This window comes from Ruegeria sp. CDSC085, from assembly GCF_059610465.1.
In genome coordinates this window covers 45,487-71,749 of the sequence record NZ_JBXWNR010000001.1, presented here as the reverse complement: position 1 = coordinate 71,749, position 26,263 = coordinate 45,487, and the positions used below count along the sequence as shown (strand labels likewise).

26 protein-coding genes are annotated in these 26,263 nt (G+C 58.4%); 7 read left to right on the top strand and 19 right to left on the bottom strand.

Annotated features, from left to right (window positions below):
• Positions 1-55: 55 nt before the first annotated feature.
• The 6 genes from AC2FJB_RS00330 to AC2FJB_RS00305 all read right to left on the bottom strand — a co-directional run bounded on the left by AC2FJB_RS00330 (position 56) and on the right by AC2FJB_RS00305 (position 6,181).
• Positions 56-700, bottom strand: coding sequence for an SDR family NAD(P)-dependent oxidoreductase (locus tag AC2FJB_RS00330; RefSeq protein ID WP_496719296.1), 645 nt, complete (start codon positions 698-700; stop codon positions 56-58).
• A 42-nt stretch (positions 701-742) separates the two neighbouring features.
• Entirely contained in the window at positions 743-991 is a 249-nt protein-coding gene (locus AC2FJB_RS00325) for a hypothetical protein (RefSeq protein ID WP_117868761.1), read from the bottom strand.
• A 299-nt stretch (positions 992-1,290) separates the two neighbouring features.
• Positions 1,291-2,814, bottom strand: coding sequence for an amidophosphoribosyltransferase (purF, locus tag AC2FJB_RS00320; RefSeq protein ID WP_117868762.1), 1,524 nt, complete (start codon positions 2,812-2,814; stop codon positions 1,291-1,293).
• A 644-nt stretch (positions 2,815-3,458) separates the two neighbouring features.
• On the bottom strand, positions 3,459-4,052 hold the full coding sequence (locus AC2FJB_RS00315) for a CvpA family protein (RefSeq protein WP_117868764.1): 594 nt from the start codon (positions 4,050-4,052) through the stop codon (positions 3,459-3,461).
• Positions 4,053-4,092: 40 nt separating this feature from the next.
• Positions 4,093-5,457: a DNA repair protein RadA gene (gene radA, locus AC2FJB_RS00310; RefSeq protein ID WP_496719297.1), complete on the bottom strand. Its 1,365-nt coding sequence runs from the start codon at positions 5,455-5,457 to the stop codon at positions 4,093-4,095.
• A gap of 121 nt (positions 5,458-5,578) precedes the next feature.
• A complete protein-coding gene (locus AC2FJB_RS00305; RefSeq protein ID WP_299893768.1) occupies positions 5,579-6,181 on the bottom strand; it encodes a DNA repair protein in 603 nt (200 codons plus the stop codon).
• On the opposite strand from AC2FJB_RS00305, the gene AC2FJB_RS00300 reads away from it, so the two are divergent.
• Positions 6,174-6,329 (top strand): hypothetical protein, encoded by a 156-nt coding sequence (locus AC2FJB_RS00300; RefSeq protein ID WP_254683795.1) that lies wholly within the window; start codon positions 6,174-6,176, stop codon positions 6,327-6,329. The genes AC2FJB_RS00305 and AC2FJB_RS00300 overlap by 8 nt on opposite strands.
• Before the next feature lie 181 nt (positions 6,330-6,510).
• Here the strand turns inward: AC2FJB_RS00300 and AC2FJB_RS00295 are convergent, their stop codons facing one another.
• The 5 genes from AC2FJB_RS00295 to alr form a co-directional block, all read right to left on the bottom strand.
• Positions 6,511-6,963: a paraquat-inducible protein A gene (locus AC2FJB_RS00295; protein WP_117868767.1), complete on the bottom strand. Its 453-nt coding sequence runs from the start codon at positions 6,961-6,963 to the stop codon at positions 6,511-6,513.
• Between the two features lie 77 nt (positions 6,964-7,040).
• Positions 7,041-7,523: a cytochrome b gene (locus AC2FJB_RS00290; RefSeq protein ID WP_496719299.1), complete on the bottom strand. Its 483-nt coding sequence runs from the start codon at positions 7,521-7,523 to the stop codon at positions 7,041-7,043.
• A 99-nt stretch (positions 7,524-7,622) separates the two neighbouring features.
• Positions 7,623-8,369, bottom strand: a complete 747-nt coding sequence (locus tag AC2FJB_RS00285; RefSeq protein ID WP_117868769.1) for an ABC transporter ATP-binding protein — start codon at positions 8,367-8,369, stop codon at positions 7,623-7,625.
• Positions 8,366-9,148 carry an MlaE family ABC transporter permease gene (locus AC2FJB_RS00280; protein ID WP_117868770.1) on the bottom strand — a complete coding sequence of 261 codons (783 nt, stop codon included), beginning with the start codon at positions 9,146-9,148 and terminating at the stop codon, positions 8,366-8,368. The genes AC2FJB_RS00285 and AC2FJB_RS00280 overlap by 4 nt, the downstream gene beginning before the upstream one ends.
• Positions 9,145-10,179 carry an alanine racemase gene (alr, locus tag AC2FJB_RS00275; protein ID WP_496719300.1) on the bottom strand — a complete coding sequence of 345 codons (1,035 nt, stop codon included), beginning with the start codon at positions 10,177-10,179 and terminating at the stop codon, positions 9,145-9,147. Before alr ends, AC2FJB_RS00280 begins: the two co-directional genes overlap by 4 nt.
• 241 nt (positions 10,180-10,420) lie before the next feature.
• On the opposite strand from alr, the gene AC2FJB_RS00270 reads away from it, so the two are divergent.
• Positions 10,421-10,960: a GNAT family N-acetyltransferase gene (locus tag AC2FJB_RS00270; protein WP_496719301.1), complete on the top strand. Its 540-nt coding sequence runs from the start codon at positions 10,421-10,423 to the stop codon at positions 10,958-10,960.
• Between the two features lie 46 nt (positions 10,961-11,006).
• Here the strand turns inward: AC2FJB_RS00270 and AC2FJB_RS00265 are convergent, their stop codons facing one another.
• The 7 genes from AC2FJB_RS00265 to AC2FJB_RS00235 all read right to left on the bottom strand — a co-directional run bounded on the left by AC2FJB_RS00265 (position 11,007) and on the right by AC2FJB_RS00235 (position 18,224).
• Entirely contained in the window at positions 11,007-12,053 is a 1,047-nt protein-coding gene (locus AC2FJB_RS00265) for a Hint domain-containing protein (protein WP_496719302.1), read from the bottom strand.
• Between the two features lie 123 nt (positions 12,054-12,176).
• A complete protein-coding gene (locus AC2FJB_RS00260) occupies positions 12,177-13,667 on the bottom strand; it encodes a replicative DNA helicase (protein ID WP_496671013.1) in 1,491 nt (496 codons plus the stop codon).
• Between the two features lie 260 nt (positions 13,668-13,927).
• Positions 13,928-14,605 carry an orotate phosphoribosyltransferase gene (locus AC2FJB_RS00255; protein ID WP_117868774.1) on the bottom strand — a complete coding sequence of 226 codons (678 nt, stop codon included), beginning with the start codon at positions 14,603-14,605 and terminating at the stop codon, positions 13,928-13,930.
• 142 nt (positions 14,606-14,747) lie between these two features.
• Entirely contained in the window at positions 14,748-15,929 is a 1,182-nt protein-coding gene (locus AC2FJB_RS00250) for an ammonium transporter (protein WP_496719303.1), read from the bottom strand.
• Positions 15,930-16,126: 197 nt separating this feature from the next.
• Entirely contained in the window at positions 16,127-16,603 is a 477-nt protein-coding gene (locus tag AC2FJB_RS00245) for a CinA family protein (protein ID WP_496719304.1), read from the bottom strand.
• Positions 16,600-17,097, bottom strand: a complete 498-nt coding sequence (locus AC2FJB_RS00240) for a phosphatidylglycerophosphatase A family protein (RefSeq protein WP_496719305.1) — start codon at positions 17,095-17,097, stop codon at positions 16,600-16,602. Before AC2FJB_RS00240 ends, AC2FJB_RS00245 begins: the two co-directional genes overlap by 4 nt.
• The gene (locus AC2FJB_RS00235) at positions 17,094-18,224 is read right to left on the bottom strand and encodes a bifunctional 2-C-methyl-D-erythritol 4-phosphate cytidylyltransferase/2-C-methyl-D-erythritol 2,4-cyclodiphosphate synthase (RefSeq protein ID WP_496719306.1); all 1,131 of its coding nucleotides are present in this window, start codon (positions 18,222-18,224) and stop codon (positions 17,094-17,096) included. Before AC2FJB_RS00235 ends, AC2FJB_RS00240 begins: the two co-directional genes overlap by 4 nt.
• A 182-nt stretch (positions 18,225-18,406) precedes the next feature.
• Between AC2FJB_RS00235 and dusB the strand changes: the two genes are divergently transcribed.
• The 5 genes from dusB (at position 18,407) to ntrX (ending at position 25,636) form a co-directional block, all read left to right on the top strand.
• Complete coding sequence (gene dusB, locus AC2FJB_RS00230) at positions 18,407-19,390, top strand: tRNA dihydrouridine synthase DusB (protein ID WP_496719307.1); 984 nt, start codon at positions 18,407-18,409, stop codon at positions 19,388-19,390.
• Positions 19,387-20,475, top strand: a complete 1,089-nt coding sequence (locus AC2FJB_RS00225; RefSeq protein WP_496719308.1) for a two-component system sensor histidine kinase NtrB — start codon at positions 19,387-19,389, stop codon at positions 20,473-20,475. The genes dusB and AC2FJB_RS00225 overlap by 4 nt, the downstream gene beginning before the upstream one ends.
• A complete protein-coding gene (locus tag AC2FJB_RS00220; protein WP_299893740.1) occupies positions 20,475-21,842 on the top strand; it encodes a response regulator in 1,368 nt (455 codons plus the stop codon). The genes AC2FJB_RS00225 and AC2FJB_RS00220 overlap by 1 nt, the downstream gene beginning before the upstream one ends.
• A gap of 123 nt (positions 21,843-21,965) precedes the next feature.
• Entirely contained in the window at positions 21,966-24,230 is a 2,265-nt protein-coding gene (locus AC2FJB_RS00215) for a sensor histidine kinase NtrY-like (RefSeq protein ID WP_496719335.1), read from the top strand.
• The gene (gene ntrX / locus AC2FJB_RS00210; RefSeq protein ID WP_117868782.1) at positions 24,227-25,636 is read left to right on the top strand and encodes a nitrogen assimilation response regulator NtrX; all 1,410 of its coding nucleotides are present in this window, start codon (positions 24,227-24,229) and stop codon (positions 25,634-25,636) included. The genes AC2FJB_RS00215 and ntrX overlap by 4 nt, the downstream gene beginning before the upstream one ends.
• A gap of 77 nt (positions 25,637-25,713) precedes the next feature.
• Here ntrX and AC2FJB_RS00205 read toward each other — a convergent pair whose 3' ends face one another.
• Positions 25,714-26,193, bottom strand: a complete 480-nt coding sequence (locus tag AC2FJB_RS00205) for a hypothetical protein (protein WP_171632096.1) — start codon at positions 26,191-26,193, stop codon at positions 25,714-25,716.
• Positions 26,194-26,263: the final 70 nt, after the last annotated feature.

Here is a 26,263-nt window from a genome sequence, read left to right as displayed (position 1 = left end):
TCTTCATCTGGCTAAAAATATCCCCGCCGGAGGCATGGCCCGTCAGGGCCATTTCCTAAAGCAGCGCCAGAATCCGGGCGGCCTCATCAGCCGTGCTCGTCAACGTATCGCGGTTTTCACCCGGATGGAATCGTGCACGCACGGCGGTCGGCATCGGTGCTGGTTCCACAATCGAAACCCTCGGACCAGTGCGTTTGGTTTCGGCCTCCCAACTGCGGGCCAGAGCCATTTGCGCGGCTTTGGTGGCACCGTAGATGCCATAGAACTTCTCACCGGCTTTCGGGTCATCGAAAAACACCGCGTGGCCGTTTTCACCCAGCAGGGGCGTGACGTACGGAATCAGAACCGAGGTTGCGTTTGCGTTCGTGTTGACTGCCTTGGTCCATTCCTTGGGGTCGACGAAATGTACCGGTGTCAGCGCCGAGGTGTGAATGGCCGTGTGCAGCCACAGATCCACCTTGCCCCAACGGTCATGGATTCCGCGGCACAGGGTTGCCATCGCGTTCGGATCGGTGATGTCCATCGGTGCCAGCGTGGCCGAGCCACCCTTGGCTTTGATGCGATCGTCAAGTTCTTCCAGCCCGCCGGTGGTCCGGGCGACGGCGACGATGTGGTATTCGGGTGCCAGTGCTTCGGCCAGGGCAGCGCCCAGCCCGCGAGAGGCCCCGGTTATCAGGGCAATTTTGGTCTTGTCGGTCATGCCTGCGGTTTGAACCCCCGGGCGCGGGGCGTCAAGATGCGATCAGCCTCCGGGAATGGCGATACGCTTGGTCTGGCCGCTTTGTCGCAGCATGATGCCATGCTCATCAATCGCGATCACTGTACCGGAGGCAACGCGGCTTCCGGGTTTAACCTCTTTTACACGGCCCGATGACAGGCGCATCAGGGCGCGCATGTCTGCTTTCGGCCCGAATACTCCCAGAACCGAGACGGAATTCTTCTTCAGCGCACCTCGCTGCGTGGCCGCGCTTTTGACTGTGGCGTTTGACATGATCCGTGGTCCGGGGCATGGCCCGGAACCCCTTGTTGAGTGAGTGGTCGCCGCCGGATAACAAAACGCTCAGGTGAACAAAAGCGCTGCGCGGACAGGTGTCATCACGATTTGGTGCCCTTGAAAAAAGCCCTTGTGAATGCGCGGAATTCGCCGATTGGTTGTGGCAAATTTCCACTCATCCACGACACAAGACCGCAATCAGGCTGCCCGGCAGCCCTCGTCGGGCCCGAATGACCCACCGTTTTGATTCGCCGTTCAGAATGGGAAACCGATTGCGTCAGTTCCGTATCGTCCGCTCAACCCGAGGCTAGTTTTGCCGCATTCCAGGACCCGCCCGGGACCTGCATGTCAGCGCGTTTCTGGCTGACACGGCTGCTGTTTTCCAGATTGTCCAGATAACCTTCGCTGACGCTGCCTGTGATGTAGTTGCCATCAAAGCACGAACAGTCGAAGGCTTCGATCTCGGGATTGCCTTCCTTGGCGGCCCAGATCAGGTCATCCAGATGCTGATAGAACAGTGCGTCCGCGCCCAGTTCTTCGCGGATCTCTTCGATCTCTTTGCCGTTTGCAATCAGCTCGGTCTTGGTTGGCATGTCTATGCCGTAGACATTGGGGTACTTCACCGGCGGCGAGGCGCTGGCGACATAGACTTTCTTGGCCCCGGCGTCGCGGCACATTTGCACAATCTTCTTGATGGTGTTGCCACGCACGATGGAATCGTCGATCAGCAAGACACTGTGGCCGTCGAATTCCAACGGGACGGCATTCAGTTTGCGGCGGACGGATTTCTGCCGCTCTGCCTGACCGGGCATGATGAAAGTTCGCCCGACATAGCGGTTTTTGACCAGGCCTTCACGGTAAGGGATACCGGTGATCTTCGCGGCTTCCAGAGCCACAGGGCGGGCACTGTCAGGCACCGGGATGATCCGGTCGATTTCCAGGCCCGAGTCCTGAATCTGTTTGGCCAGCGTCTGACCCATGCGCATCTGAGTTTTGTAAACCGAAACACCGTCCAGCAAAGAGTCCGGGCGGGCCAGGTAGACATACTCGAATATACAGGGCGTCAGCTTGCCTTCGACCGCCTGAAACTCGTGCATGTTGCCGTCCAGATCGATCAGAATTGCCTCACCCGGGCGAAGATCACGCAGCTTTTCAAAGCCGTTGATGCCAAAGGCCACGTCTTCCGAGGCAAAGGCATAATCATCGCCGTCTCCGTCCACTTCGCGTTTGGCGACTGACAGCGGGCGAATGCCAAACGGATCGCGGAAAGCCAGCATGCCGACACCGGCGACCAGACAGATCACGGAATAGGCGCCCTGAACGCGTTCCATCGTCATCTTCACACCGGCAAAGAGGTTGCGGATGGGCTCGCGATTGCCATTCACCTTGATCGCGTCGGCCACTTTGTCGGCCAGCACGTTCAGCAGGATTTCAGAGTCTGACGTGGTGCGCAGGTGGCGGCTGTATTTGCCAGTGACCTTCTCGCGCTGTTCAGCAGTGTTGGTGATGTTGCCGTTGTGAACCAGATAGATGCCGTAGGGGGCGTTTACAAAAAAGGGCTGCGCCTCGGCCGCGCTGAGAGATCCCGCCGTCGGATAGCGCACATGCCCCATGCCTACATGGCCCAAAAGGGTTTCCGCATCCTGGGCATTGAACACGTCCTTGACCAGGCCGTTCGCCTTCTTTTCGCGGAAGAACTCGCCGTTGTAGGTCACGATCCCTGAGGCATCCTGACCCCGGTGCTGCAGCATCAGCAACCCGTCATAGATTTCGGCAAACACATCATGTGTCCGACTTGCGATTCCCAAAATCCCACACATTTACGGGCTCCAACTTCTATAACGATATGATCTGAGGATTGACCGCTGGTCGGCGCTGGATCCTCTGTAAGGTGCGTGCGGGCAATTTGGTAGCAGGCGAAAACGACGCCAATTGGGCGACCATTGTTACGACCAGCGCGCATTCGTACAGAAAGAACAAGATCGGTGGCTCCGATTCCGTGGCGGGTTGGCCTCCACATAATGCCTAATGGCGTGGCTGTCATCAAAGGATCACTCTCACCTATTGCCGCAGGTCGGGATTTCAGGGATCGCGGCAGGGTCAGGAAGAAGATGACATGTGCAATCATATGTGCTGTCATGCCATTTAATATGTGCAAGTCAGGATGGGTGCAGCACGCAAAGGGCCGGAATGTGGCAACATAAACCTCAACAGAAAAAGCAGGAGCGGATCAAGCAACGGTGCCACAGGTGCCGGGGAATGGGTCGGGCGCCCTGTCAGATCTGTAACGGCGCGGGCGAAGTTGTCAAAAGCCGGGATATTCTTGGCAAACCGATCTCCAGCCGATGTGACGGGTGTTTCGGGCTGAAAACGATCCGCTGCACGGTCTGTGGAGGGGAAGGGTATATTTGAATCGAGAAAGCCCGGACAGTGCCGGGCTTTCATCATTCAATGCAACCTGAGATTACCCGTCAGCGGGCGCGGTGGTTGCGGGTTGTTCGTTTCCTGCGGTGCAGCTGGCGACCAACTCTTCATATTGTGCAGTCACCCACCCCAGAGCCGCTTCGGGGTTTTGTTCTTCAATCTGGCTGCTGAACTGCTCGAACACTTTGGCCGAGCGGCTTTCGTCCACGATTGTATAGGACTGGCCGGTCATGACCGTGTCATAGACAAAGAAGGCGATTGCAACCAGCAGAATGCCGCGCGCGATGCCGAAGAACAGCCCCAGCGCCTGATCCAGCCCGCCCAAAGCCGAGCGCTGGACCAGCGATGAAAACAGCGGTGTAAAGATGCTGACCACAATCAGCGCCACGGCGAAGACTGCTGCAAAACCGGTGATCACCGACAGTTCACAGCTGTCGCGCAGGAAATCTCCGACCACCGGTATTTCCTTGACCAGCGGCACGGCCTGTGGGGCAAAGATGAATGCCAGAACAGCCGCTGCGACCCAGCCTGCAATGGCCAGAACCTCGCGCATGAAACCGCGTGAGTAGGCCAGCAAGCCCGACAGCACGATGATCAGCGCGACCACCCCGTCAATTATTGTAAAACCTTCCATGGCCCTCGCCTGTTCTTTTTCTGCCCCTCGAGGCGCGACTTTAACCTGCTCCGAAGGTTTCGCCAACAAACCCCACCAAATCAGAGGGTCGGGTGAGTGTCAGACCTGCCACAGTGCCGGTTTTGCCACCTGCCGGAGCAATTGCCGCTGTGAAACCAAGTTTTTGCGCTTCTTTCAACCTGTTTTCGGTCTGTGGGGCAGGTCTAAGTGCCCCAGACAGCGAGATTTCTCCGAAAACGACCGTATCCGTGGGAAGGGCCGTGTCTTCGCGTGCGCTCAGTAACGCAGCGGCAACGGCCAGATCGGCAGCGGGTTCGCTGATTTTTAATCCACCGGCGACGTTCAGATAGACATCAAGGCCCGCGAAGGGGATGCCGCAGCGCGCTTCGAGCACTGCGAGGATCATTGCCAGCCTTCCGCTGTCCCATCCTACGACGGTTCGGCGCGCTTGCGAATGAGGTGAGGGTGCGACGAGCGCCTGCAATTCGACCAACACGGGGCGGGTACCTTCAATTCCGGCGAAAACAGCAGAGCCGGGGCTTGGTTTGCCACGTTCGGACAGGAACAGGGCCGATGGGTTGGTGACTTGTGCCAACCCCTTGCCGGTCATTTCGAATACACCGATTTCGTCCGCCGGGCCAAAGCGGTTCTTGACTGCGCGCAGTATGCGGAACTGGTGGCCGCGCTCGCCTTCGAAATAAAGCACCGTGTCGACCATATGCTCGACCACGCGAGGGCCGGCGATCTGGCCATCCTTGGTGACGTGGCCAACCATGATGATCGAAACACCGTGCCGTTTCGCAAACGTGGTCAATTCATGTGCCGCAGCCCGGACTTGTGACACCGAGCCGGGTGCGCTGTCGACATTGTCTGCCCACATGGTCTGAATCGAGTCGATGACGGCCAGACCGGGCTTTTCCGCTTCAAGCGTTGTGAGGATGTCGCGCAGATTGGTTTCGGCGGCGAGTTGAACGGGGGCGTCCTCAAGCCCCAGACGGCGGGCCCGCATGCGAACTTGCGCGCTGGCTTCTTCGCCCGAGACATAGATGGTTTTCACGCCCGCACGCGCGAATCGCGCCGCGGCTTGCAGCAGCAGGGTGGACTTCCCAATGCCGGGGTCTCCGCCCACCAAAAGGGCCGAAGCCGGGACCAGCCCGCCGCCCAGAACGCGGTCCAGCTCCTCAACCCCGCAGAGTGTACGGGGCGGCGGCGTTTCCTCGGTCGACAGGTCCGTGAGTGCAATGGACTGGCCGCGTTTTCCACCGAGTGATTTTTTGGCCGGGCCAGCCGATAGGGGCGCGTCCTGAACTATGGTGTTCCATTCGCCACACCCATCGCAGCGCCCGGACCATCGTGTATGCGTCGCGCCGCAGGCCGAGCAGGAGAAGGATGTCGTCTTTACCATGACGCTCTTCGTGCCCGAGGTTGGACGGTTCTTCAAGCCCTTGTAGGCTTTCCTCACCGCCGATGGCGCGCTGCGGCCTCAGGCCCCGATGGGCCATCGTCCGCAGCGGGCGCAGTCGCGCCTATTCCGCCGGTCGAAGGGGCGACATTGCAATCACGCTGGCCGCCTTGGAAGAACTCTCATTGCGTGGAGCCTGTAGTTGGGTGGACAGTTCGGGGAGAAGCTCGAACAGCTCATCCCGCAGGCGCGTAAGTTGCGACTTGGCGATTGTCTCTTCCATTTCCACATCCCGCGTCCACTGGCGCAATTCGTTCTGGATGATCTGCGCTTCTTCCAGACGCCGCTGAAACAGCTCGATCTCTTCCTGCCGCTGTTGCAGGAACATCCGCGCGCGTTCGACCCGGACATCGCCATAGGTCTGGGCCAGTTCCTGACTGATCTGGCTCATCTGAGCGGCCAGCTCCAGAATCTCTGGCTCAAGCGATTGCAGGTCAGGGTGCTGGCGCAGAAAACCCATGCGTTCTTTGACGGCGTCAAACTCGGAGGACATCATGAACAGCCCGCCACGGTCAGCGGTATGGGCCATGTGATACGCTTCTGCGATGTCATGCATGTTGAGCGCGAATTTGCGGTGGTTGTTTTCCAGCGCCATCATTCGGGCATTGGCTGGCAGGTAAAACGCCAGCATGAGAATCAGCGCTGTCAGGACAATCTGGATGAACATGCCGGCATCCTTTGCCGGTGCCTCGCCAAATCCGGCCTGCATCGAGAGCCACGGCAATACACCCAAAGCGGACAAAAGCGTGGCTGAAACGGCCAGTAAAGCAGCCATACAGATAAGGAAAAAGGTCAATCTTAAAAAGGCATTCTGAAACTGTAATGTAATACTGTGGAGGGCGGCCATGATCGTCGAACTCCTTCTCAAACCGGAACACACCGGGTCAAAGCGGAAGGTAATCTAACGACTTAGTGCGATCCGCTGCGGACCCGAAAACTACAAAACACTGCTGCTCGAAATACAAAGATGATACTCAGATTTGTGTTTTCAATCAATTAGGTCTGAGCTTTTCGTGAAGTGGATGTCATCTCTGTAATATGGCCCAAAGCGATCGAAGCCAGAATGCAGGCGGTGAACAGGTAAAGACCCCATGCAGTTTCGATGGTCGCATAAGAGATGCCCTTAGCCAAAGTGATGTAGAGCGCGATGAGGAAGATGTCGGCCATGGCCAGCTTGCCGAGAATGTTGAGCGCGGGCTGAACGCGTGGGTCCAGCAGGTTCCATTGGATCAGGGCGGTGCCGATGGTTTTGATGTAAGGCGCAAAGAGGGCGAAGATCGTTACGATCAGCGCGAGGAAGACGTCGGACTTCCACAGGGACTGGAGGCCGGTGATGACGCTGATCTCTGAGAGGCCGAAGATCGGCAAGAACCCTGCGCGCATCAGTGGAGCGAACCACGCGATGGGGTAGAGGATCAGCAGCGAGAGGGTGGCGAGGCGGAGGGTCATGGCGGCCAGTTCTGTTTCGTTTGACCGCCTAACAGTACGTCGTTGGATCGTCTGTGCAAGGATGCTTGTTTAGAAGGTTATTCTGCCCGCCTCATACGGGCCATCAAATTGGTTTTCAGGACGAACTGATGGAACAGGGCGGCCAAAATATGCAGAAGAACCAGAACAAGCATCAGCGTTTTCATGACTTCATGCACTTCAGCGGATGCTTCTATCCCTCCGAACCATGCAAGGGCGCCAGAGGCCGGTAAAAGCAACATCAAGGCATACAGCGAGAAATGGGTTGCATGAGCAGCGAGTTTCATCGCGGCGGTTTCCTGTTCCGGAAGTGATGGTGCGCCGCGGGTCAGGCGCAATGCGATCCGCCAAATCGCAAGTGCAAGGATAAGCAGGCCTCCGAATACATGGAGAGCAACTGGAGCTTGAAAATAGACGGGTAATCCGCGTTCGATTTGATCCCATGCCTCAGAAATCGGCTCGTGAAAGAGGAACTGAACCGCGATCAGAAAGAAAATGGCCCAATGAAGGGCGATTTGGGTGCGCGAATAAGAAGTGGGCATGGGGAAGCTCCAAAAAATACAAGAGTTACATTGGTGTAACGTATGACTTCGGGAGTTCCGTCGATGAGTTTTGAGTTTTTTCGTCGAGCGCAGGAGGTTTCACCGCACCGCCTCAATCGGCCCCTCGGCACTGCCGCTGATGAACTGCTCCACATACGGATCACCCGAGGCGTCCATCTGGCTGACCGGCCCGGTCCACTGGATCACGCCTCCGTGCAGCATGGCCACGTTGTCGGCAATCGCGCGGACCGAGCTCATGTCGTGAGTGATGGTCATCGCGGTGGCGCCCATCTCGGTCACGATTTCGCGGATCAGGTCGTTGATGACGCCGGACATGATGGGGTCCAACCCCGTGGTGGGCTCATCAAAAAAGATGATCTCGGGCTCGGCGGCGATGGCGCGGGCGAGGCCCACGCGTTTTTGCATGCCACCTGACAGCTCGGCCGGAAAGCGGTCGGCCACGTCGGATTTAAGTCCCACGCGGCGCAGTTTCTCTATGGCGATCTCGCGGGCTTCCTCGGTTGGACGCTTCAATGAACCGCGCAGCAGGCGGAAGGCAACGTTTTGCCATACGGTCAGAGAGTCAAACAGGGCCGCGCCCTGAAACAGCATGCCAAACCGGGCCAGAAACGCATCCCGGTCACCTTTACTTGCGTCTTTTCCGTCGACATAGATCATGCCGCTGTCGGGCTTGATCAGGCCCAAAATGCACTTCAGGGCGACCGATTTGCCGGTGCCTGACCCGCCGATGATGACCATCGAGGTGCCCTTGGGGATTTCAAGGGTCATGCCTTGCAGCACGTGGTTGTCGCCAAAGGCTTTATGTACGTTCTCCATCCGGATCATAGCGAGAAGAAAACCCCCGTAAGAACGAAGTTTGCAGCCAGAATCAGCACGGCGGCGGCTTCGACCGAGCCCTTGGTGGCGCGGCCCACGCCCTGTGCGCCACGGCCGGAATTCATGCCGTAGTAACAGCCCATGATGGCTGCGATCAGGCCAAAGGCCGCGCCTTTGACCAGCGACGAGACGATGTCGCGGGTTTCCAGGAAATCCACGGTGTTTTTCAGATAGGTCGCCGGGTTGAAGCCCAGGTTTTGCGTGGCCACGGTGTAGCCGCCGGCAATTCCGATGATGTCACCCACTGCTACCAAAGCAGGCACTGTAATCAGCGCGGCCAGAACCCGCGGGACGGTGAGGTATTTCATCGGATGCGTGGACAGTGTGACCAGCGCGTCGATCTGTTCGGTCACTTTCATCGTGGCGATCTCGGCCGCGATCGAGGATGTCACGCGGGCTGCGATCATCAGCCCGACCAGAACCGGGCCAAGCTCTCGCACCATGCCGATGGCGACGATCTGGGGCACCACGGCTTCGGCGTTGAAACGCGCGCCGCCGGCGTAGATCTGCAACGCCAGCGCACCGCCGGTGAAAATCGCCGTCAGGCCGACGACGGGCAGGGACAGCCAGCCGATGTTCAGCAGGGCCATACCAAATTCGCGCGGATAGAAAGGGGGGCGCAGGATATGCGAGATCGCATCAAGCGCGAACAGAGCCACCCGGCCAAAGGCCGCAAGCAGGCTTAGAACTGTGCGGCCCAGTCCTCCGAGCGCGGTGATCGGGTTCATTCCACATAGCCCCGCGAATAGCGATTGCCCATTGATGTGAGGATTTCATAGCCAATTGTACCGGCAGCTTCAGCCAGATCATCGACGGTTTGATGGCCATTCAGGATACGCAGGCGTTCCGGGTCTTTGGGCAGGTCGGTGACATCCACCGTGATCAGGTCCATCGAGATGCGGCCGACAACCGGGCAGGGCTGGTTGCCGGCGAAGGTGTCGATCCCGCCGCCGATGGCGCGATGCAGGCCGTCTGCATACCCCGCCGCGACTGTGGCGATACGAGACGGTCGACGCGCAACCCAGCTGTTGCCGTAACCAACAGTTTCGCCCACGGCCACCTTGCGCACCTGAATGACAGGCAGATCGACCGTGACAACGGGTTTGGCATCCGCAAAGGGCAGGCCGCCGTACAGACCAATGCCCGGGCGGCAGAAATCGAAATGGAACTCTGGCCCCAAAAGCATGCCGCCGGTTGCAGCCAGAGAACGCGGCGCAGTGACACCTTCGGTCATCTCTCGGAAGGTTCTAAGCTGCTGCTGGTTCATCGGATGGTCCGGCTCGTCCGCGCAGGCCAGATGGGACATGATGACAACAGGTGACAGCGCCTCAGCCTTTGGGCGCAATTCGGCCCAGTCGGCGGGCTCCAGACCCAGCCGGTTCATGCCACTGTCCAGTTGAATGCCGAACGGATGGTTGGGCAGGGCTTGTTGGTGGAGTTGGAACTGCTCTGGCGAATTGATCAACGGCATCAGATCGTTGGCGAGCAGCAATTGGGTGTCGCCTTCCATATGCCCTGAAAAGGCACAGATCATCGGGCCGGGGCCAACCGCCTGGCGGACAACAGCGCCTTCTTCTGCGGCAGCCACAAAAAACTTGCGAACGCCTTCTTCGGCCAGCGTGTCGCTGACAGGCCCGGCACCCAGCCCGTAGGCATCGGCCTTGACCACGGCACCGGTTTCGACCCCGGTTTTCGCGTCGAGCGCCCGCCAATTGCTGGCGAGCGCCTGAAGATTGATCGTCAAACGTGCAGTACTCATGGCACTGTTCATGACATTGCGCCGTCCAAGGTCAAGAGGGAATGGCGCATTTACCTGGCGGTTTTTGACGGTGTTTCGTCTGTTGTGGCGGAAAACACCAAAAAATCAGAAGATTCGCCAACCTTCCGTTGTAATTGCCCGGTTCGGGGATTGTTTTCACATCAAAGTTAAAGCGATCTTGGGAACAGGATCGTTCCGCCCCGGCGAAGGCGAGGGCGCACAGTCAACCAATGAGGAAGCCATGGATTTTTCTAACGGATTGGCCGTAGACCCATCACATATCATAAGTCTTTTTGCGGATGTCTTTGCTGCGTCGGAAGGGTCGGAAGAGGGGGCGGTAATTGGTGTATTCGTGCGTGAATTGATCAACAGCACGCCTCCCGAAGATATCCTGGTGTGCACGGCGCATCAGGATCACGAGCTGCTTGGCTGTGCCATCTTTTCAAGGATGACGTTTTCGCAGGATACGCGCAATGTGTTCATCCTCTCGCCGATGGCCGTTCAAACGGGCTTGCAAAAAACAGGTATTGGACAGGCGCTGATTTCTTATGGTCTGGATCGCTTGCGGGCGTCAGGTGTGGATGTGGCACTGACCTATGGCGATCCGGCCTACTATTGCAAAACAGGTTTTGCGCAGATCTCGGAAGACACCGCCCAACCGCCGCTGAAACTCAGCCAACCGCATGGTTGGTTGGGTCAGGCGTTGGATGGTCACGAAATGAAGCCTTTGAAAGGCCCGTCGCGATGCGTTTCCGCACTAAATAATCCGTCGCTCTGGTAAACGAGGTAGGCTGTCTGGTTTGGACCCAAGACGATCTTGGCATCGCTTAGAACTGGGCCTGATCCAGGATTGCCTTACTGTTCCGGATGTGCCGGGCCACCAGCTTTTTCTGACGTCTGCCACTTGGGATATAGAAGGCAGGGTCCATATGCCGATTGCGGTTCAGCCCCGGAAAAAGCTGCAAGAGCTCGTGCAACGCTTCGGGTGGAAGGGATTTGAGGGTCTCGGGGCCGGTGAACAGGCTTTCGCTTGGCGCACCTTCGGCAAAGAGTACCACGTGGCGGTCAAAGACAAGGTGGTGGTAAGTCACCTGCGTCGCGTCACATTTCACATGAATGCCCGGTAAATCAGTCAGCCGGATGGCCGAGACCAAAACGTCCCGCGTGTCGAACATGCGCTGCGCTATGTCTGATCGGACCAGTATTCTGTGTTGTCGCGATACCATCAGGTCTCGACGGGGCAATCCGTGTCCCAAAGCCCCGGCCATGATGCAGACCGGGCGCAGTTCGGGCGTTTTCAAAAGGTCCGACTGGCGAAGGGACCGGGATAGAACCAGACGAACGACTTCCGAATTGCCACCGGTTGTCATGACCCGGTCGCCTGACCTTATGTCCTGAACGGATATTTGCCCACGATCCGTCAGGATAAGGGTGCCAGAGGTGAAACAGGGGGCTCCGGGGCTGGGATTGGGGTCTTCTACAAAGTTAACCCCATCCTTCGACGACAAGGACGCGGTATCGTCAGTCCCGTTGCTGCCTATCTGGGTCGAGGTCTGGCCATTGGCTGGCCCCTGGGTCGCAGTAACCTGAGCGTCAAAGGACACAAAGCTGAGAACCGAACTATTGTCTGACAATGAAATTGCCCCCAATCGATTGATCCGGGCGGAGATCACGTAATAATCGAACCCGCCCACGCTGGTCATCGTTCCGGTGTCGACATCTGTCGAACTGCGTACCGAGCCGTTGGCGTTGTAAACATCAACCTGCAATCCGGTGACATCGGTTCCGGTGGGGACACGGATTTCAATGAAATCTCCGTCCGGAGCAAAGTTCGGGCCGTTGCGATATCTTATTTCCGAAATAATCGCGGGCAATTCTGCTGGTCTCCGGGCGGGAACGGTGCATTCTGGCTGAACGTCACCGTCACTTTAACACCGGGCGGGGAAAACACAAAAGTGCTTGGCGTGTAGCATCTTGGGCGGGCGTTCAGTCCGCGATCAATAGCCCTCGATCTCACCGCCCTGTTGCCAGGGTTTGACCAGATTGCCAAAGCGGGTGAATTGTGCCTCGAACGACAACTCGACCGTACCGATGGGGCCGTGGCGCTGCTTGCCGACGATGACTTCGGCCTTGCCGTGCAGACGTTCCATCGCCTGCTTCCATTCTTCCATCTTTTCCAGTTCGTGATCGCCGGGCTTTTCCCGTTCCTTGTAATATTCCTCGCGGAACACGAACATAACCACATCAGCGTCCTGTTCGATCGATCCTGATTCCCGCAAGTCGCTGAGTTGCGGGCGCTTGTCGTCGCGATTTTCGACCTGACGGGAGAGCTGGGACAGGGCGACCACCGGGATGTTCAGTTCCTTGGCGATGGCTTTCATGCCCATCGAAATCTCGGCGATTTCGTTGACGCGGTTGTCGGCCATGCCCCGGCAAAGCTGGAGGTAGTCGATGACAAGCAGATCAAGCCCATGCGTCCGCTTCAACCGTCGCGCACGGGCGGCGAGTTGCGAGATCGGCAGGGCCGGGGTGTCGTCAATAAACAAAGGGCAGGCTTCCAGTTCCTTGGCCGCATCCACGAAACGGCGGAATTCGGCCTCGGTCATGTCACCCTGACGGATTTTGTGGCTCGAGATCTCCGAGGCTTCGGCCAGAACCCGGCCTGCAAGCTGTTCCGCGCTCATCTCCAATGAGAAGAAGCCAACCACGCCGCCATCTATCGCACCCTCGGTGCCGTCGGGCTTAGTCCCGCGCTTGAAGGCCTTGGCAACGTTGAAGGCGATGTTTGTCGCCAGCGAGGTTTTACCCATGGATGGGCGCCCGGCCAGAATGATCAGGTCGGACGGGTGCAACCCGCCCAATTGCTTGTCCAGATCGGCCAGACCGGTGGAAATCCCAGCCATGCCGCCACCGCGCTGGTAGGCCTCGTTGGTGACGTTGACGGCTTCGGTGACAGCCTTGAGGAAGGATTGAAAGCCTTGCTCGGTCTGGCCCTGCTCGGACAGCTGATAAAGCAGCTGCTCGGCCTCGACGATCTGTTCTTTCGGCTCGCTGGCGATATCGACCCGCGCCGCCTTGTCCGAGATATCGCGGCCCAGCCGGATCAATTCGCGCCGGATGGCGAGGTCATAGATCATCTGGGCATAGTCGTGCACCGCGAATGCGCTGATCGAGGCACCGGCCAGCTTGACCAGGTAGGCGGGACCGCCCAGTTCTTTCAGGCCCTCATCCTCGGCCATGAACGATTTGAGCGTTACGGGCGAGGCGAGCGCATTCTTTGCGATACGGGCCGCGGCCACTTCGTAAATCCGGGCATGGACCGGATCGTAGAAATGTTCAGCCCCGATGATCGAGGCGACCCGGTCATACAGGTCGTTATTGGTCAGGATCGCACCCAGAAGCTGTTGTTCGGCTTCAATTGAATGCGGCATGGTTTCGGCGTTCTGAATCTGTGCCGCTGCCTGCTCGATGCTGCTAATCTCGTTCATTTTTGTCCCCGCTGCCCGTTCCGAGGTTCTACACGCGAAGCCCCGGTTCAGGCTATCTGCAAATGAATGGGGGTAAGTTGGGATAACCACCCCCGGCCTCGGGATAACTGCCCACCTTAATGGGGATAACTTCCGCCTAGTTTTGCACGGCAGTGAGGTTATCGCAACATTTGGTGTCGTAACTGAAATTTTCGCCTAGATAGGCACGATTTCGGACGATTCGAATATCAACTATCCCCAATTCGCCCACAGGCTTGAGGTCACGACTTATGGGCTTCCTGCCATCCGCGCGGGTCATTCAGGAAGGCCTCGACACCGTCAAGTGTTTCTTGGTCAAAGGTTTTCTGCGCCTTGGCCTCGGCCAGAACGTCCCACCATGTGCAAAGGCTGTGCAATTGAACCCCGTGATCGCCCAGTGTCTTCTCGGTCTCGGGGAAGATGCCGTAATAGAAGATCACTGCAGTATGGCTACAAGTAGCACCGGTTTCGCGGATCGCGTCGACAAAGGACAGTTTCGAGCCGCCGTCGGTTGTCAGGTCTTCGACCAGCAGTACACGTTCGCCTTCGCTCATCGCGCCTTCGATACGGGCATTGCGGCCGTAGCCCTTGGGTTTCTTGCGGACATAAGTCATGGGCAGGGCCATGCGCTCGGCGACCATGGCGGCAAAGGGGATCCCCGCCGTTTCCCCGCCTGCGATGTTGTCGAACGCCTCGAAGCCTGCGTCGCGCATTACTGTGACGGTGAGGAAATCCATCAGGGTCGAGCGGATACGCGGGTACGAGATCAGTTTGCGGCAGTCGATATATGTTGGGCTGGGCAGGCCGCTGGCCAGCGTGAACGGTTCGCGCGCATTGAAATGCACGGCTTTGATCTCCAGCAACATCCGTGCGGTCAGGCGGGCGATTTCGGTGCTGTCGGGAAAGGAACTGGGGATCATGGTGCAAACCTCGGGGCTGAAAACACGTTGCGGGCTGATAGCCCGACCCTTGTGCCGGAGTCGAGAGGGATTGGACAAAAGAAAAGCGGACCCCCAAGAGGTCCGCTTTTGCCCTTACGGGCGATGGGCAGCCAAGGTGGGCTTAACTGCTCATGTCATAGGCCCGCTCGCCATGTACCGAGAGGTCGAGGCCATTTGTCTCGGTCTCGGCGTCTACGCGAAGTGGCGTGATCTGTGCAACCAGTTTGACCAACACAAACGTGACAACTGCCGTAAAGGCACCCACGATAATCAGCCCACCCAACTGCGCGGTCCAGGTTCCGAGGCCAAACAGGGCGATCATGATCGTGCCGAAGATACCGCCGACGCCATGCACGGCGAACACATCCAGCGTGTCGTCGATATTCAGCTTGTTGCGCACGACGCTGACGGCTTCCTGACACAGAACGCCGGCCACCGCGCCAATGATCAGGGCCTGAACCGGACCGACGAAACCTGAAGCGGGCGTGATCGAGGCCAGACCGGCGATTGTGCCCGTGACCAGACCGACCATCGAGGCCTTGCCAAAACGGATACGTTCCCACAGGGCCCAGCTTAGGGATGCGGTGGCAGCGGACAGGTGCGTTACGGTCAGGGCCATCGCTGCTCCGCCATCGGCGGCCAGTTGCGAGCCACCATTGAAACCGAACCAGCCAACCCAAAGCATTGCGGCACCGATCATGACATAGCCGGGATTATGCGGAGGCGTGGTACGGTTACGCCGAGGGCCGAGGATAACCGCGATGATCAGGGCTGCCAGACCAGCGGTTTCATGCACCACGATGCCGCCAGCAAAGTCGCGCACTCCGATCTCGCCCAGAATGCCGCCATCAGCCAGCATCCCTCCACCCCAGATCCAGTGCACCACCGGTGCATAGCACAGCAGCATCCAAAGGGCCGAGAAAGTCAGGACAAAGCCAAAACCCACACGCTCGACATAGGCGCCCACGATCAACGCCGGGGTGATTATGGCGAAGGTCATCTGAAAGGCAAAGAACAGGATCTCGGGCAGGGTTCCTGCAAGGCTGTCCACGTCGACGCCGTTGAGGAAGGCTTTGCCCAAACCACCCCAAAGTCCGCTTTCACCGGGGCCGAACGCGATGGAATAACCTGCGAACAGCCAAAGGACGCTCATCAAACAGGCAATTGAAAAGCAGTGCATGAACACGCTGAGGACATTTCGGGCACGCACAAGGCCGCCATAGAACAGGGCGAGACCTGGCAATGTCATGAAAAGGACCAATGCGGTTGCAACGATGATCCAGGCTGTATCTGCTCCGTTCATGGGCCATTCTCCCTTCCGAATGAGTGCGCCGGTCCGTCGAAACTCGGCATAGATCGGCGCTGTGTGAGCGGTGTGGGCTGTTTCAAGCCACCGTCGGCTGGAGAAAAAAGAGGCAAGGCGAAAAAAAGCGCCTGTTTTGGCAGCCTTTTTTCAACTGACTTCAAAAAAAGCGGTTTCAGGGGCCATGTGCTGAAAGTTTAGGCGTCTGCGGAAAGGGCCGTGTGCAGCAGGCCCAAGGCGTGGTCGCGCGCCGCACGCCGCACAGCATCGCGACCGGGTGCGCCGAATTCGACGGTTTCGACATGCGTCGGCTGTCCCTCGGCGGCCAGCCCGAAACACACACGCCCTTCAGGTTTGAATTCGGACCCGCCCGGCCCGGCAATACCGGTGATCGAGACGGCAAGTTGCGCTCGTGAATTGCGCAGCGCGCCTTCTGCCATTTCGCGGGCAACCTCTTCGGAAACCGCACCGTGCGCGTTCAGCGTTTCGGCCTGAACGCCCAGCATGTCCTGTTTGGCTTGGTTGGTGTAGGTGACGAAACCCCGATCCACGACGGCAGAGCTGCCGGGAATGTCAGTCAGGGCCGCAGCGACCATGCCGCCGGTGCAGCTTTCGGCGGTGGCGATCATCACGCCTTGCGCCTTGGCGCGGTCCAGCAGGTCTGTCACGTTCATAGCCCCAGAACTCCGTGTGCTATACCTGCCAGAACCATCACGCCGATGGCTGCAAAAACACCCGCAATCACGTCGTCCAGCATCACGCCCATCGGATCTCCGCGGCGATCAGCCCAGCCAACGGGCCCCGGTTTGGTGATGTCGAACAGACGGAACAGGATGAACCCAGCAACCCAGCCGGGCCAGAGCGCGGCAATGTCGATTCCATGCGCCCATGACGGATAGGAAATCGCCCAAAGCGCGATGAACTGGCCTGCGACCTCATCAATGACAATTTCGGACGGGTCGTGGTCATCCTGACCCCTGGTCATCACCCGCGTGGCCCAGAGGCCGCCGAAAAAAACTGCAACCGTTGCGATCGCCAGCAACGGGAAACCACCCAGCGTGTGCAATACCCAGGCCATCGGCAGGGCCACCAGCGACCCCCAGGTGCCGGGGGCGGGGCGCATATAGCCAACGCCGCCAACCGTACCGATCATCTGTGCGATATTCATGCCTTCACCAGACAGGCTGTGGCGATCGAGGCGATGCCCTCGCTACGGCCGGTGAAGCCCAGTCGCTCGGACGTTGTCGCCTTGACCGAAACCTGATCTGCGCGCAGGTTCATGATGTCAGACATCTTTTCCCGCATGGTTTCTGAATGCGGGCCAATTTTCGGATATTCGCAGACCAGCGTGCAATCGACGTTCGAGATACGGTATCCTATCTGTTCTACCAGCTCGACCGCGTGGCGCAGGAAAATCTCACTGGCTGCGCCTTTCCATTGCGGATCCGAAGGTGGGAAATGCTGTCCGATATCCCCCTGAGCGAGCGCGCCATAGATCGCATCGGTGACTGCGTGCATCCCGACATCGGCATCCGAATGGCCTTGCAGCCCGCGGTCATGCGGCACCTTCACACCGCAAAGGATCACATGATCTCCATCGCCAAAACGGTGCACATCGTACCCGTTGCCCAGCCTTACATCCATGTCCGTTCCCATTATGCGTTCCACCCGGGCAAAATCCTCGGGGCAAGTGATTTTCAGATTGTCAGCATCGCCCGGTACGATGCAGACATCGAGCCCGGCGGCTCGGGCAACCTCGACATCATCTGCCGCGCCGCCCGGATGGGCAGCGTGGGCAGCGGTGATGGCGTCATAGTGAAACCCTTGCGGAGTTTGCGCGGCGAACAGGTTGCTGCGATCCTGCGTGCCGGTCACAACCTGTTCATGCCCGATCCACAGCGCATCTGTCACCGCCAGCCCGGGCGCCGCCGCCGGACATGTGTCCAGGACGTTCAGAACGTCCTGTATGATGCGGGGTGTGACGCAAGGCCTTGCCACGTCGTGGATCAAAACGCGCCGCACGTTCAGGCCGGCCAGTGCGGCCAATCCATTGCGCACCGATCCCGCGCGATCCGTTCCGCCCGAGGTAAGGATCAGGTCGGTTTCACGAAATTCTTCCCATGCGGCGCTATCTTCGTCTGACAACACCAGAACAATGTGATCCACTTGTCCGCGAAAGCGCTGGATCGTCCAATCGGCCACCCGCCGACCCGCAAGGCTGCGCCATTGCTTTGGCACGCCACCCCCAGCGCGCGACCCGCGACCGGCGGCAACTATGATGGCGGCGGTTGTCATATGTGCACGCTCTCCTCGTGATGGGCATTGTTTAGGCGGAGGTGAATGCAGAGGCAATCACCCATGGTTATGTGATTAAAAAACAGGCAAATGATGATTTTGCGGGCTTGTTGCGCGCTGATTTGTTGTTCATATGCGCAGAAAACGATATCAAAACCACAACTGCCCAAGGATTAAGCACGTTGACTTTGCATCTTTCTGACAAGGAAGTCGCGCAGCCTGTTTTGCTGGCGCCCATGGCCGGAATCACCGACCGCCCGTTTCGCGATCTGGTGATGCGTTTTGGTGCGGGCATGGTGGTCAGTGAAATGGTCGCCAGTCAAGAGATGGTGCAGGCCAAACCCGGCGTGCGGGAGCGGGCGGAACTGTCCGCAGACGTGGAAAACACCGCCGTACAACTGGCAGGTCGCGAGGCGCATTGGATGGCCGAGGCGGCCCGTCAGGTCGCCGACCGTGGCGCGCGTGTGATCGACATCAACATGGGGTGCCCCGCCAAGAAGGTAACAAACGGTTACTCCGGCTCGGCCCTTCTGAAAACGCCAGATCACGCGCTTGCACTGATTGAGGCCGTGGTGGGCGCGGTCGATCTGCCGGTGACGCTGAAAACCCGGTTGGGATGGGACGACAATCTGTTGAACGCGCCCGACGTGGCGCGCCGCGCTCAAGACGCGGGTATTCAGATGGTCACGATCCATGGCCGCACACGCTGTCAGTTCTACAAGGGTCACGCCGATTGGCAGGCGATCCGGGCGGTGAAAGAGGCCGTATCGATCCCGGTCATCGCGAACGGAGATATCGTGGACACTGCCGCCGCGCGAACCGCGTTGCGCCAGTCCGGCGCGGATGGGGTGATGGTTGGCCGTGGTGCTCAGGGCAAGCCCTGGCTGTTGGCGCAAATCTGTCACGACCTGTACGGGGCCGAGACACCCGACATTCCGACCGGTCATGATCTGATTGATATGGTTTGCGCGCATTATCAGTCGATGCTGGATTTCTACGGCACCGATCTGGGTCTGCGTGTCGCCCGCAAGCATCTGGGGTGGTACATGGACGAAGCCGCAACACCTGCGCCGCTGCGCCGGGCGGTCCTAACGTCACGCGATCCGGGGGAAGTGCTGCGCCTGTTGGCGGATGCGCTCAGCGACACGGACGAGGTGGCGGCATGAATTCTGACACCAGCATCTGGAACTCGCTGCCGGTTCCGGCGTTCATTATTGATGAAAAGGACTGGATATCCGATGTGAATGCTGCGGGTGAGGGGTTTCTGAACGCGTCGCGCAAATCGGTGATCGGCCATCCTGTTTGGGATCAGATTGCCGTGGACGCACCGTTGGAAGAGGCATTTGAGCGCGCCCGTTGGCAGGGCACACCTTTGTTCGTGAATGATGTGGATGTGGGATCGGGTAGCCGGGCACCGCTGCAATGCGCGTTGCAGATTGCACCTTTGGTTGGGCATCCGGGTTCCATGATCATGATCATCTCGCCTCGCGAGCTGGCAGGTCGGATGACGCGCGGAAACACGGTCAAGTCGGCAGCACAATCCGCCATCGGCATGGCCGAGATGCTGGCACATGAGATCAAGAACCCGCTGGCCGGGATCACCGGTGCCGCGCAGTTGCTTAGCATGAATATATCGCCGCAAGATCTTGAACTAACTGACCTTATTGTCGCCGAAAGCCGCCGGATCGTGAAGTTGCTGGAACAGGTCGAGCAATTCGGCAATCTGCAGAAACCGGACTTCAAACCGGTCAACATCCACGATGTGCTGGATCGCGCAAGACGGTCCGCGTTGCTGGGGTTTGGTGCGGATATGACGATCATCGAAGACTATGACCCGTCGCTTCCGCTGGCCTATGGAGACCCGGACCAGTTTCTGCAAGTGGTCCTGAACCTGCTTAAGAATGCGTCCGAGGCGGCGGGACCGCAGGGTGGAACGATTCGTCTGCGCACCTATTTCGAACATTCCTTCCGGCTGCGTCGCAGTGACGGGTCGGGGCATTCGCTGCCCTTGCAGATCGAGATTATCGACGATGGTCCGGGGCTGCCTGAAAACATCCGTGGCGACATTTTCGATCCGTTCGTATCCGGCAGGGAAAACGGCACCGGCCTGGGGTTGGCGCTGGTCAGCAAGATCATTTCGGACCATGACGGCTGGATTTCGGCCGAATCCGTTCCCGGGCGTACGGTATTCAAACTGTCGCTGCGCCGCGCGCCGCGAGATACAATCGACGACATGAAGGAGAGCACCTGATGGATGGCACCGTACTGGTTGCGGACGACGATCGCACGATCCGCACTGTTCTGACGCAGGCCCTGACGCGTGCCGGGTGCAAGGTGCACGCGACCTCTTCGCTGACCACTCTGATGCGCTGGGTCAGCGAGGGGAAGGGGGACGTGGTGATTTCGGACGTGGTCATGCCGGATGGAAACGGTCTAGAGATGCTGCCGAAGATTGCCGAAGACCGCCCCGGTTTGCCGGTGATCGTGATTTCCGCACAAAACACTATCATGACGGCGATTCAGGCAACTGAGGCGGACGCCTACGACTATCTGCCCAAACCGTTCGACCTGCCGGATCTGATGAAACGTACGGCTCGGGCGCTGGATCAGAAACAACGTGCCCAGCCAGTACCAACCGAAGGCACAAGCGAGCGCCCCGAAGAGCTGCCTCTGGTCGGGCGTACACCGGTGATGCAGGCCCTTTACCGATTGGTCGCACGGGTGATGAACACGGATCTCTCGGTCATGATTTCTGGTGAAAGTGGCACGGGCAAGTCACTGATTGCGCGGGCTATTCACGATTTCTCCGACCGTCGAACCTTGCCTTTTGTCACAGTCACAGCTGCTGAACTGCGCGATTTGGAAGGCCCGGCGCGCGTGATGGCGCGGGTTCGCGGCGGCACGCTGTTGATAGATGAAATCGCAGATATCGAGGATGAAGTTCAGGCGCGCATCGTGCGCATGATGGACACACCGGGCGATCACGTTCCTCGTTTCATGGCCACCAGCCAAACAGACCTGACCGAAGGGATGGAGAACGGACGTATCCGCCAGGACCTTTATTATCGTCTGTGTGGGGCCACGATCCACGTACCGTCATTGCGAGAAAGGGTGGACGACATTCCGTTGCTGGCCGAGCATTTTCTGACGCGGGAAGAGCGGGAAAACGGCACCAAGCGCTGGCTCAGCCCCGAGGCGGTGGAGTTGGTGCGGCGTTATTCCTGGCCTGGGAACGTACGGCAACTGGAAAATGCCGTGCGCCGGTTGGGTCTGACCAGCAGGGCTGATGAAATTTCGAAAACCGAAGTGGAAATGGTGCTGGGCAGCCAACCCGAGGCAGAACCGGTCCTGAGCGGTGGAGAACGCGAAAAGCTGTCGACCTCGGTCGAGCGTCACTTGCGGAGGTATTTTGATCTGCATGGCAACATTCTGCCTCCCCCGGGTCTGTATCAGCGCATATTGCGTGAAGTTGAGGCCCCACTGATCGAAATCGCACTGGATGCAACTGGCGGAAATCAGGCGAAATGTGCCGATCTTCTGGGAATCAACCGAAATACGCTGCGAAAAAAGATTACTGATCTCGATATTCAGGTGACACGTCGACGCAAACTGATGTAATATCGCCACACAAACCGTGGCATCCCGGCATCTGTTGGGAAAAGATCACGATATATGGCGGTAAGCCGCGCAAGCGGCACATCAGGATGAGGGCAGACAGTGGCAACCCGAGCACAGAGCGGGATGATCCCATCGATCAGTCGATGGAGTAAATCACGGAAACTGCGCAATTTTGGTACTTTGGGGCTGGTCCTCATGGGCCCCGTTCTGGCGCTGGCCACTTACCTTGTTATCGGTCCCTTCGATCTTGGCGCGACAGCTCCGACCTTGCGACTGATTCTGTTGGCCGACCTTGTATACGTTCTGGTTGTTGCAGCACTTGTGCTTGGACAGGTTGGCAGCTTGATTGCCGCACGTCGGGCGAAATCGGCGGGCTCGCGCCTGCATTTGCGCCTGATCGGGGCGTTTACACTGCTGGCGCTGGTTCCAACGGTAACCGTAGCGATATTTGCCGGATTGACCGTCAACATCGGCCTTGAGGGCTGGTTTTCCGACCGGGTGCGCCAGGTTGTGGGATCTTCGCTGACCGCAGCAGAAGCCTATGAACAGGAACACCGTCGTGGATTGACACAAGACGCGTCTGTTCTGGCGCGATATCTGGATAATGCGCGATCGCTGGATTTCTATATCTCGGACGCAGAACTGCGCGAAGTTCTGGCGCAGGGGCAGGCTCAGATTCAACGGGGGCTGCGCGAAGCCTATGTCATCGACGGCGGTGGCGAAATCAAATCGCGTGGCGATCGGTCCTACCTGTTCAACTACGAAGCCCCAACCGCCGAGCAGATTGCTGAAGCCGCCGACAAGGGCCTGCTTATCATTGCCGACTGGCCCAACAATGAATTCCGTGCGCTGGTCCCTCTCAAAGCCTTTCTGGACCGCTACCTCTATGTCAGCCGCGAGGTGGACGGACAGTTGTTGACCCTGCTGGACGATACCAAGGAAACGGCACAGTTCTACCAGCAGCTTGAAAGTGAACGGGGCAGGGTGTTGTTCGAGTTCGGCCTTTTGTATCTGGGCTTTGCCTTGATCCTAATCCTTGCAGCAATGTCCTTGGGCATGTGGTTTGCCGAACGGCTGTCGCGTCCCGTGGGACGGTTGACCACTGCGGCACAGCGGGTTGGGGCCGGTGATCTGAGCGTTCAGGTTATTGAAGAAGCCAGCGATGACGAAATCGCGATGCTGGGCCGGTATTTCAACCAGATGACCCGGCAGTTGAAAGGGCAGCGGGATACGCTGTTGGAGAACACGCGGCAGATTGAAAGCCGACGCCGTCTGTTTGACTCGGTGCTCAGCTCGGTCACGTCCGGTGTCGTTGGCGTAGATCCGGAAGGATGCATCACATTCGTGAACCGTTCTGCCGAGCGGTTGCTGGATTGGACCCGGGGCGAGCAGCATCTGGCCATTGGCATTGCAGTGCCAGAGTTCTTGCCCTTGTTTGAAAGTCTGAAAGACAGCGGGCAAGAGGCCGTTCAGGGAGAAATCAAGGTGACCCGCAAGGGGCGGCTTGAGAACCTTTTGGTCCGTATGGCCATCCGGCGCGGAGAAGACGGGGGCCTGGAAGGATATGTGGTTGCCTTTGATGACGTAACCGATCTGGTCAGCGCCCAACGGATGGCGGCTTGGGGCGATGTGGCCCGCCGCATCGCGCATGAGATCAAGAACCCTCTGACCCCGATTCAGCTGAGCGCGGAACGGATCAAGCGCAAGTTCTCGCGCAAGCTGGACGAGGAAGATAGCAGCAGTCTGGATTCGATGACCAACGTGATTGTGCGGCAGACCAACGATCTGCGTCGCATCGTGGATGAATTCTCGAAGTTTGCACGGATGCCTGAACCTGAACGCAGGGAAGAGAACCTTGTTGATCTGGTGCGTGAGGCGGTCCTGTTGCAACAGGCTGGGCAACCGGATGTGCTGATCGATGCCGATCTGCCGCAACAGCCTATCATGGCTGATGTGGATGCAACCATGCTGAACCAGGCGCTTACCAACCTTATCAAGAATGCCGGGGAAGCCATTGTAACTCTTAATAAAAAAGGGGCTCCCGACAACCTTCAGCCACAGATCAAAGTGGCGGTTACCAGTGATGATGCGGGTACGGTCATCACCATTGCAGATAACGGGATCGGTCTGCCCGAGGATCGGGCACGGCTGTTTGAACCCTATGTAACGACACGTGACGAAGGGACCGGGCTGGGCCTGCCCATCGTCAAGAAGATCATTGAAGAGCATGGCGGCGCGCTGACCCTCGAGGACGCGCCCGTATTTGACGGACAGGACCATTTTGGCGCGATGGCCGTGATCCGATTGCCGGGGGCTACTATGTCCCCAACGGCAGCGCCACAGAAGCAGGCAATTAGAACCAACAAACTGAAAGCAGGCCAAAGATGAGTGACATTCTGATCGTAGATGACGAACGCGATATTCGCGAGCTGGTGTCCGACATTCTGGAGGACGAAGGCTATTCCACCCGGCTGGCGGCCAACTCGGACGAGTGCATGGCGTCAATCAACTCTGAACCGCCGGGGCTGTTGATCCTGGATATCTGGCTGAAAGACAGCCGCATGGATGGCATCGACATCCTGAAAGCAGTGAAACGTGACAACCCGGATGTACCGGTGGTGATCATTTCGGGCCATGGCAACATCGAAATTGCCGTCGCTGCAATCAAGCAGGGCGCGTATGATTTTATCGAAAAGCCTTTTAACATTGACCAATTGATGGTGGTGATCCGCCGTGCGATGGAGACCTCTCGCCTGCGTCGCGAGAATGCGTCTCTGAAGCGGAAAGAAGTCAACAATTCGGACATGATCGGCAAATCCGCTGCGTTCCGCGCCATGCAGGGGCAGTTGGACAAGGTGACCAAGTCAAATGGTCGCGTGATGCTCAGCGGTCCTGCGGGGTCCGGCAAGGAGATTGCAGCGCGGTACATCCATGCCCACTCCAACCGCGCCAACGGGCCTTTTATCACCGTAAACTGTGCCGGGATCGAGCCCGAGCGTGTCGAAGAGGTTCTGTTTGGTAGGGAATCGGCAGAACGTGGGGTGGAATCCGGACTGTTGGAAGAGGCACATGGTGGTGTGGTCTATTTTGACGAAGTTGCCGACATGCCCCTTGGCACTCAATCCAAAATCCTGCGAGTGCTGGTAGATCAGCAATTCCAGCGCGTCGGTGGAAGTGACAAGGTGCGCGTGGACCTTCGCGTGATCTCGTCGACAAACAAGGATCTTGATGAGGAAATCGCCGCCGAGCGGTTCCGGGAAGAGCTGTACCACCGTCTGAATGTTGTGCCGATAGCAGTTCCGTCACTGGAAGATCGGCGCGAAGATATTCCGGTTCTGGCGCAGCACTTCATTGAGATGTGCAACGAAACCCAGGGTTTGCCGATCCGGGAATTGTCGGAAGAGGCCGTTGCCCTTCTGCAGACAATGACCTGGCCCGGCAACGTGCGCCAGCTCAAGAACCTGATCGAGCGTGTTCTGATCCTGGGCGATGGATCCGGCCCGATTGAGGCGCGCGAGCTACCCAATGAAGAAGAAAAGGCAGAGGAGACCGGTCGGGTTGTGTTGTCTGGCGCACTGGCCACCTTGCCGCTGCGCGAAGCCCGCGAGGCGTTCGAGCGAGAGTATCTGCTGACTCAGATCAACCGGTTTGGCGGCAATATCAGTCGCACGGCCAGCTTTGTTGGCATGGAGCGCAGCGCATTGCATCGGAAGTTGAAGTCGCTGGGTGTGGTGACTTCGAACAAATCCGGCGCGCGTGTTGCGCAAATTGATGAACCTGAACCGGCAGAATAGTCTGCCGGTCGCACGGTCTCAGGTTGGGCTTGACCCAACTTGAAAGTGCAGGCCGCGCACACGAAAAATATCAGGCATCAGCCGGCCTGACCGGGCGTTATGATCTGAAATGAGCCGTCATCGAATTTCACAAAGCACGAGGCGCTGTTGAGCGGCGGCAAAGTGGTGGTGCGGGTTGCGGGCACGCGTGATTTCACGTTCTGCTTGCACGGCGGCAGGCTAACTGGTCGAAACCCTTTCTGGGCCATGCATTGCGCTTCGACCGTGTTGCGCAAGCCCTGGTTTACATCCACGGTATAGACCCTGCCAGGCTGCCACCAGCCGGGCGATTGATAGCAACGACCTCTGCCGTCGCAATACGTGCGCCCGGGCCAGTAGGTTGGCGGGCTTTGGCGGATCTGATTGGCGACCGGGACCTCTTTGACCGCCTTGAGCTGGCATTGGGTGGTCTCTTTTTGCAGGCGCGATACGGTTTCACCCTCGCGATAGTAGAGCGAAAGCGGTCCGCAAGAAGACAATACCATCAGAGGTAGCAGCATAGGAAACAGCGTTTTCATATGCTTATCTTGCCGCAGCTGGGCTGCGATGACAATTCAATTGACCGCTTTGGGGGCATCTGTCATTCAA

Excerpts from the sequence above, each read along its gene's own strand:
- AC2FJB_RS00330 (WP_496719296.1), bottom strand. The coding sequence starts at position 700 with ATGACCGACAAGACCAAAATTGCCCTGATAACCGGGGCCTCTCGCGGG.
- AC2FJB_RS00325 (WP_117868761.1), bottom strand. The coding sequence starts at position 991 with ATGTCAAACGCCACAGTCAAAAGCGCGGCCACGCAGCGAGGTGCGCTG.
- purF (WP_117868762.1), bottom strand. The coding sequence starts at position 2,814 with ATGTGTGGGATTTTGGGAATCGCAAGTCGGACACATGATGTGTTTGCC.
- AC2FJB_RS00315 (WP_117868764.1), bottom strand. The coding sequence starts at position 4,052 with ATGGAAGGTTTTACAATAATTGACGGGGTGGTCGCGCTGATCATCGTG.
- radA (WP_496719297.1), bottom strand. The coding sequence starts at position 5,457 with ATGGTAAAGACGACATCCTTCTCCTGCTCGGCCTGCGGCGCGACGCAT.
- AC2FJB_RS00300 (WP_254683795.1), top strand. The coding sequence starts at position 6,174 with ATGAACATGCCGGCATCCTTTGCCGGTGCCTCGCCAAATCCGGCCTGC.
- AC2FJB_RS00305 (WP_299893768.1), bottom strand. The coding sequence starts at position 6,181 with ATGTTCATCCAGATTGTCCTGACAGCGCTGATTCTCATGCTGGCGTTT.
- AC2FJB_RS00295 (WP_117868767.1), bottom strand. The coding sequence starts at position 6,963 with ATGACCCTCCGCCTCGCCACCCTCTCGCTGCTGATCCTCTACCCCATC.
- AC2FJB_RS00290 (WP_496719299.1), bottom strand. The coding sequence starts at position 7,523 with ATGCCCACTTCTTATTCGCGCACCCAAATCGCCCTTCATTGGGCCATT.
- AC2FJB_RS00285 (WP_117868769.1), bottom strand. The coding sequence starts at position 8,369 with ATGATCCGGATGGAGAACGTACATAAAGCCTTTGGCGACAACCACGTG.
- AC2FJB_RS00280 (WP_117868770.1), bottom strand. The coding sequence starts at position 9,148 with ATGAACCCGATCACCGCGCTCGGAGGACTGGGCCGCACAGTTCTAAGC.
- alr (WP_496719300.1), bottom strand. The coding sequence starts at position 10,179 with ATGAGTACTGCACGTTTGACGATCAATCTTCAGGCGCTCGCCAGCAAT.
- AC2FJB_RS00270 (WP_496719301.1), top strand. The coding sequence starts at position 10,421 with ATGGATTTTTCTAACGGATTGGCCGTAGACCCATCACATATCATAAGT.
- AC2FJB_RS00260 (WP_496671013.1), bottom strand. The coding sequence starts at position 13,667 with ATGAACGAGATTAGCAGCATCGAGCAGGCAGCGGCACAGATTCAGAAC.
- AC2FJB_RS00255 (WP_117868774.1), bottom strand. The coding sequence starts at position 14,605 with ATGATCCCCAGTTCCTTTCCCGACAGCACCGAAATCGCCCGCCTGACC.
- AC2FJB_RS00250 (WP_496719303.1), bottom strand. The coding sequence starts at position 15,929 with ATGAACGGAGCAGATACAGCCTGGATCATCGTTGCAACCGCATTGGTC.
- AC2FJB_RS00245 (WP_496719304.1), bottom strand. The coding sequence starts at position 16,603 with ATGAACGTGACAGACCTGCTGGACCGCGCCAAGGCGCAAGGCGTGATG.
- AC2FJB_RS00240 (WP_496719305.1), bottom strand. The coding sequence starts at position 17,097 with ATGAATATCGCACAGATGATCGGTACGGTTGGCGGCGTTGGCTATATG.
- AC2FJB_RS00235 (WP_496719306.1), bottom strand. The coding sequence starts at position 18,224 with ATGACAACCGCCGCCATCATAGTTGCCGCCGGTCGCGGGTCGCGCGCT.
- AC2FJB_RS00225 (WP_496719308.1), top strand. The coding sequence starts at position 19,387 with ATGAATTCTGACACCAGCATCTGGAACTCGCTGCCGGTTCCGGCGTTC.
- AC2FJB_RS00220 (WP_299893740.1), top strand. The coding sequence starts at position 20,475 with ATGGATGGCACCGTACTGGTTGCGGACGACGATCGCACGATCCGCACT.
- AC2FJB_RS00215 (WP_496719335.1), top strand. The coding sequence starts at position 21,966 with ATGATCCCATCGATCAGTCGATGGAGTAAATCACGGAAACTGCGCAAT.
- ntrX (WP_117868782.1), top strand. The coding sequence starts at position 24,227 with ATGAGTGACATTCTGATCGTAGATGACGAACGCGATATTCGCGAGCTG.
- AC2FJB_RS00205 (WP_171632096.1), bottom strand. The coding sequence starts at position 26,193 with ATGAAAACGCTGTTTCCTATGCTGCTACCTCTGATGGTATTGTCTTCT.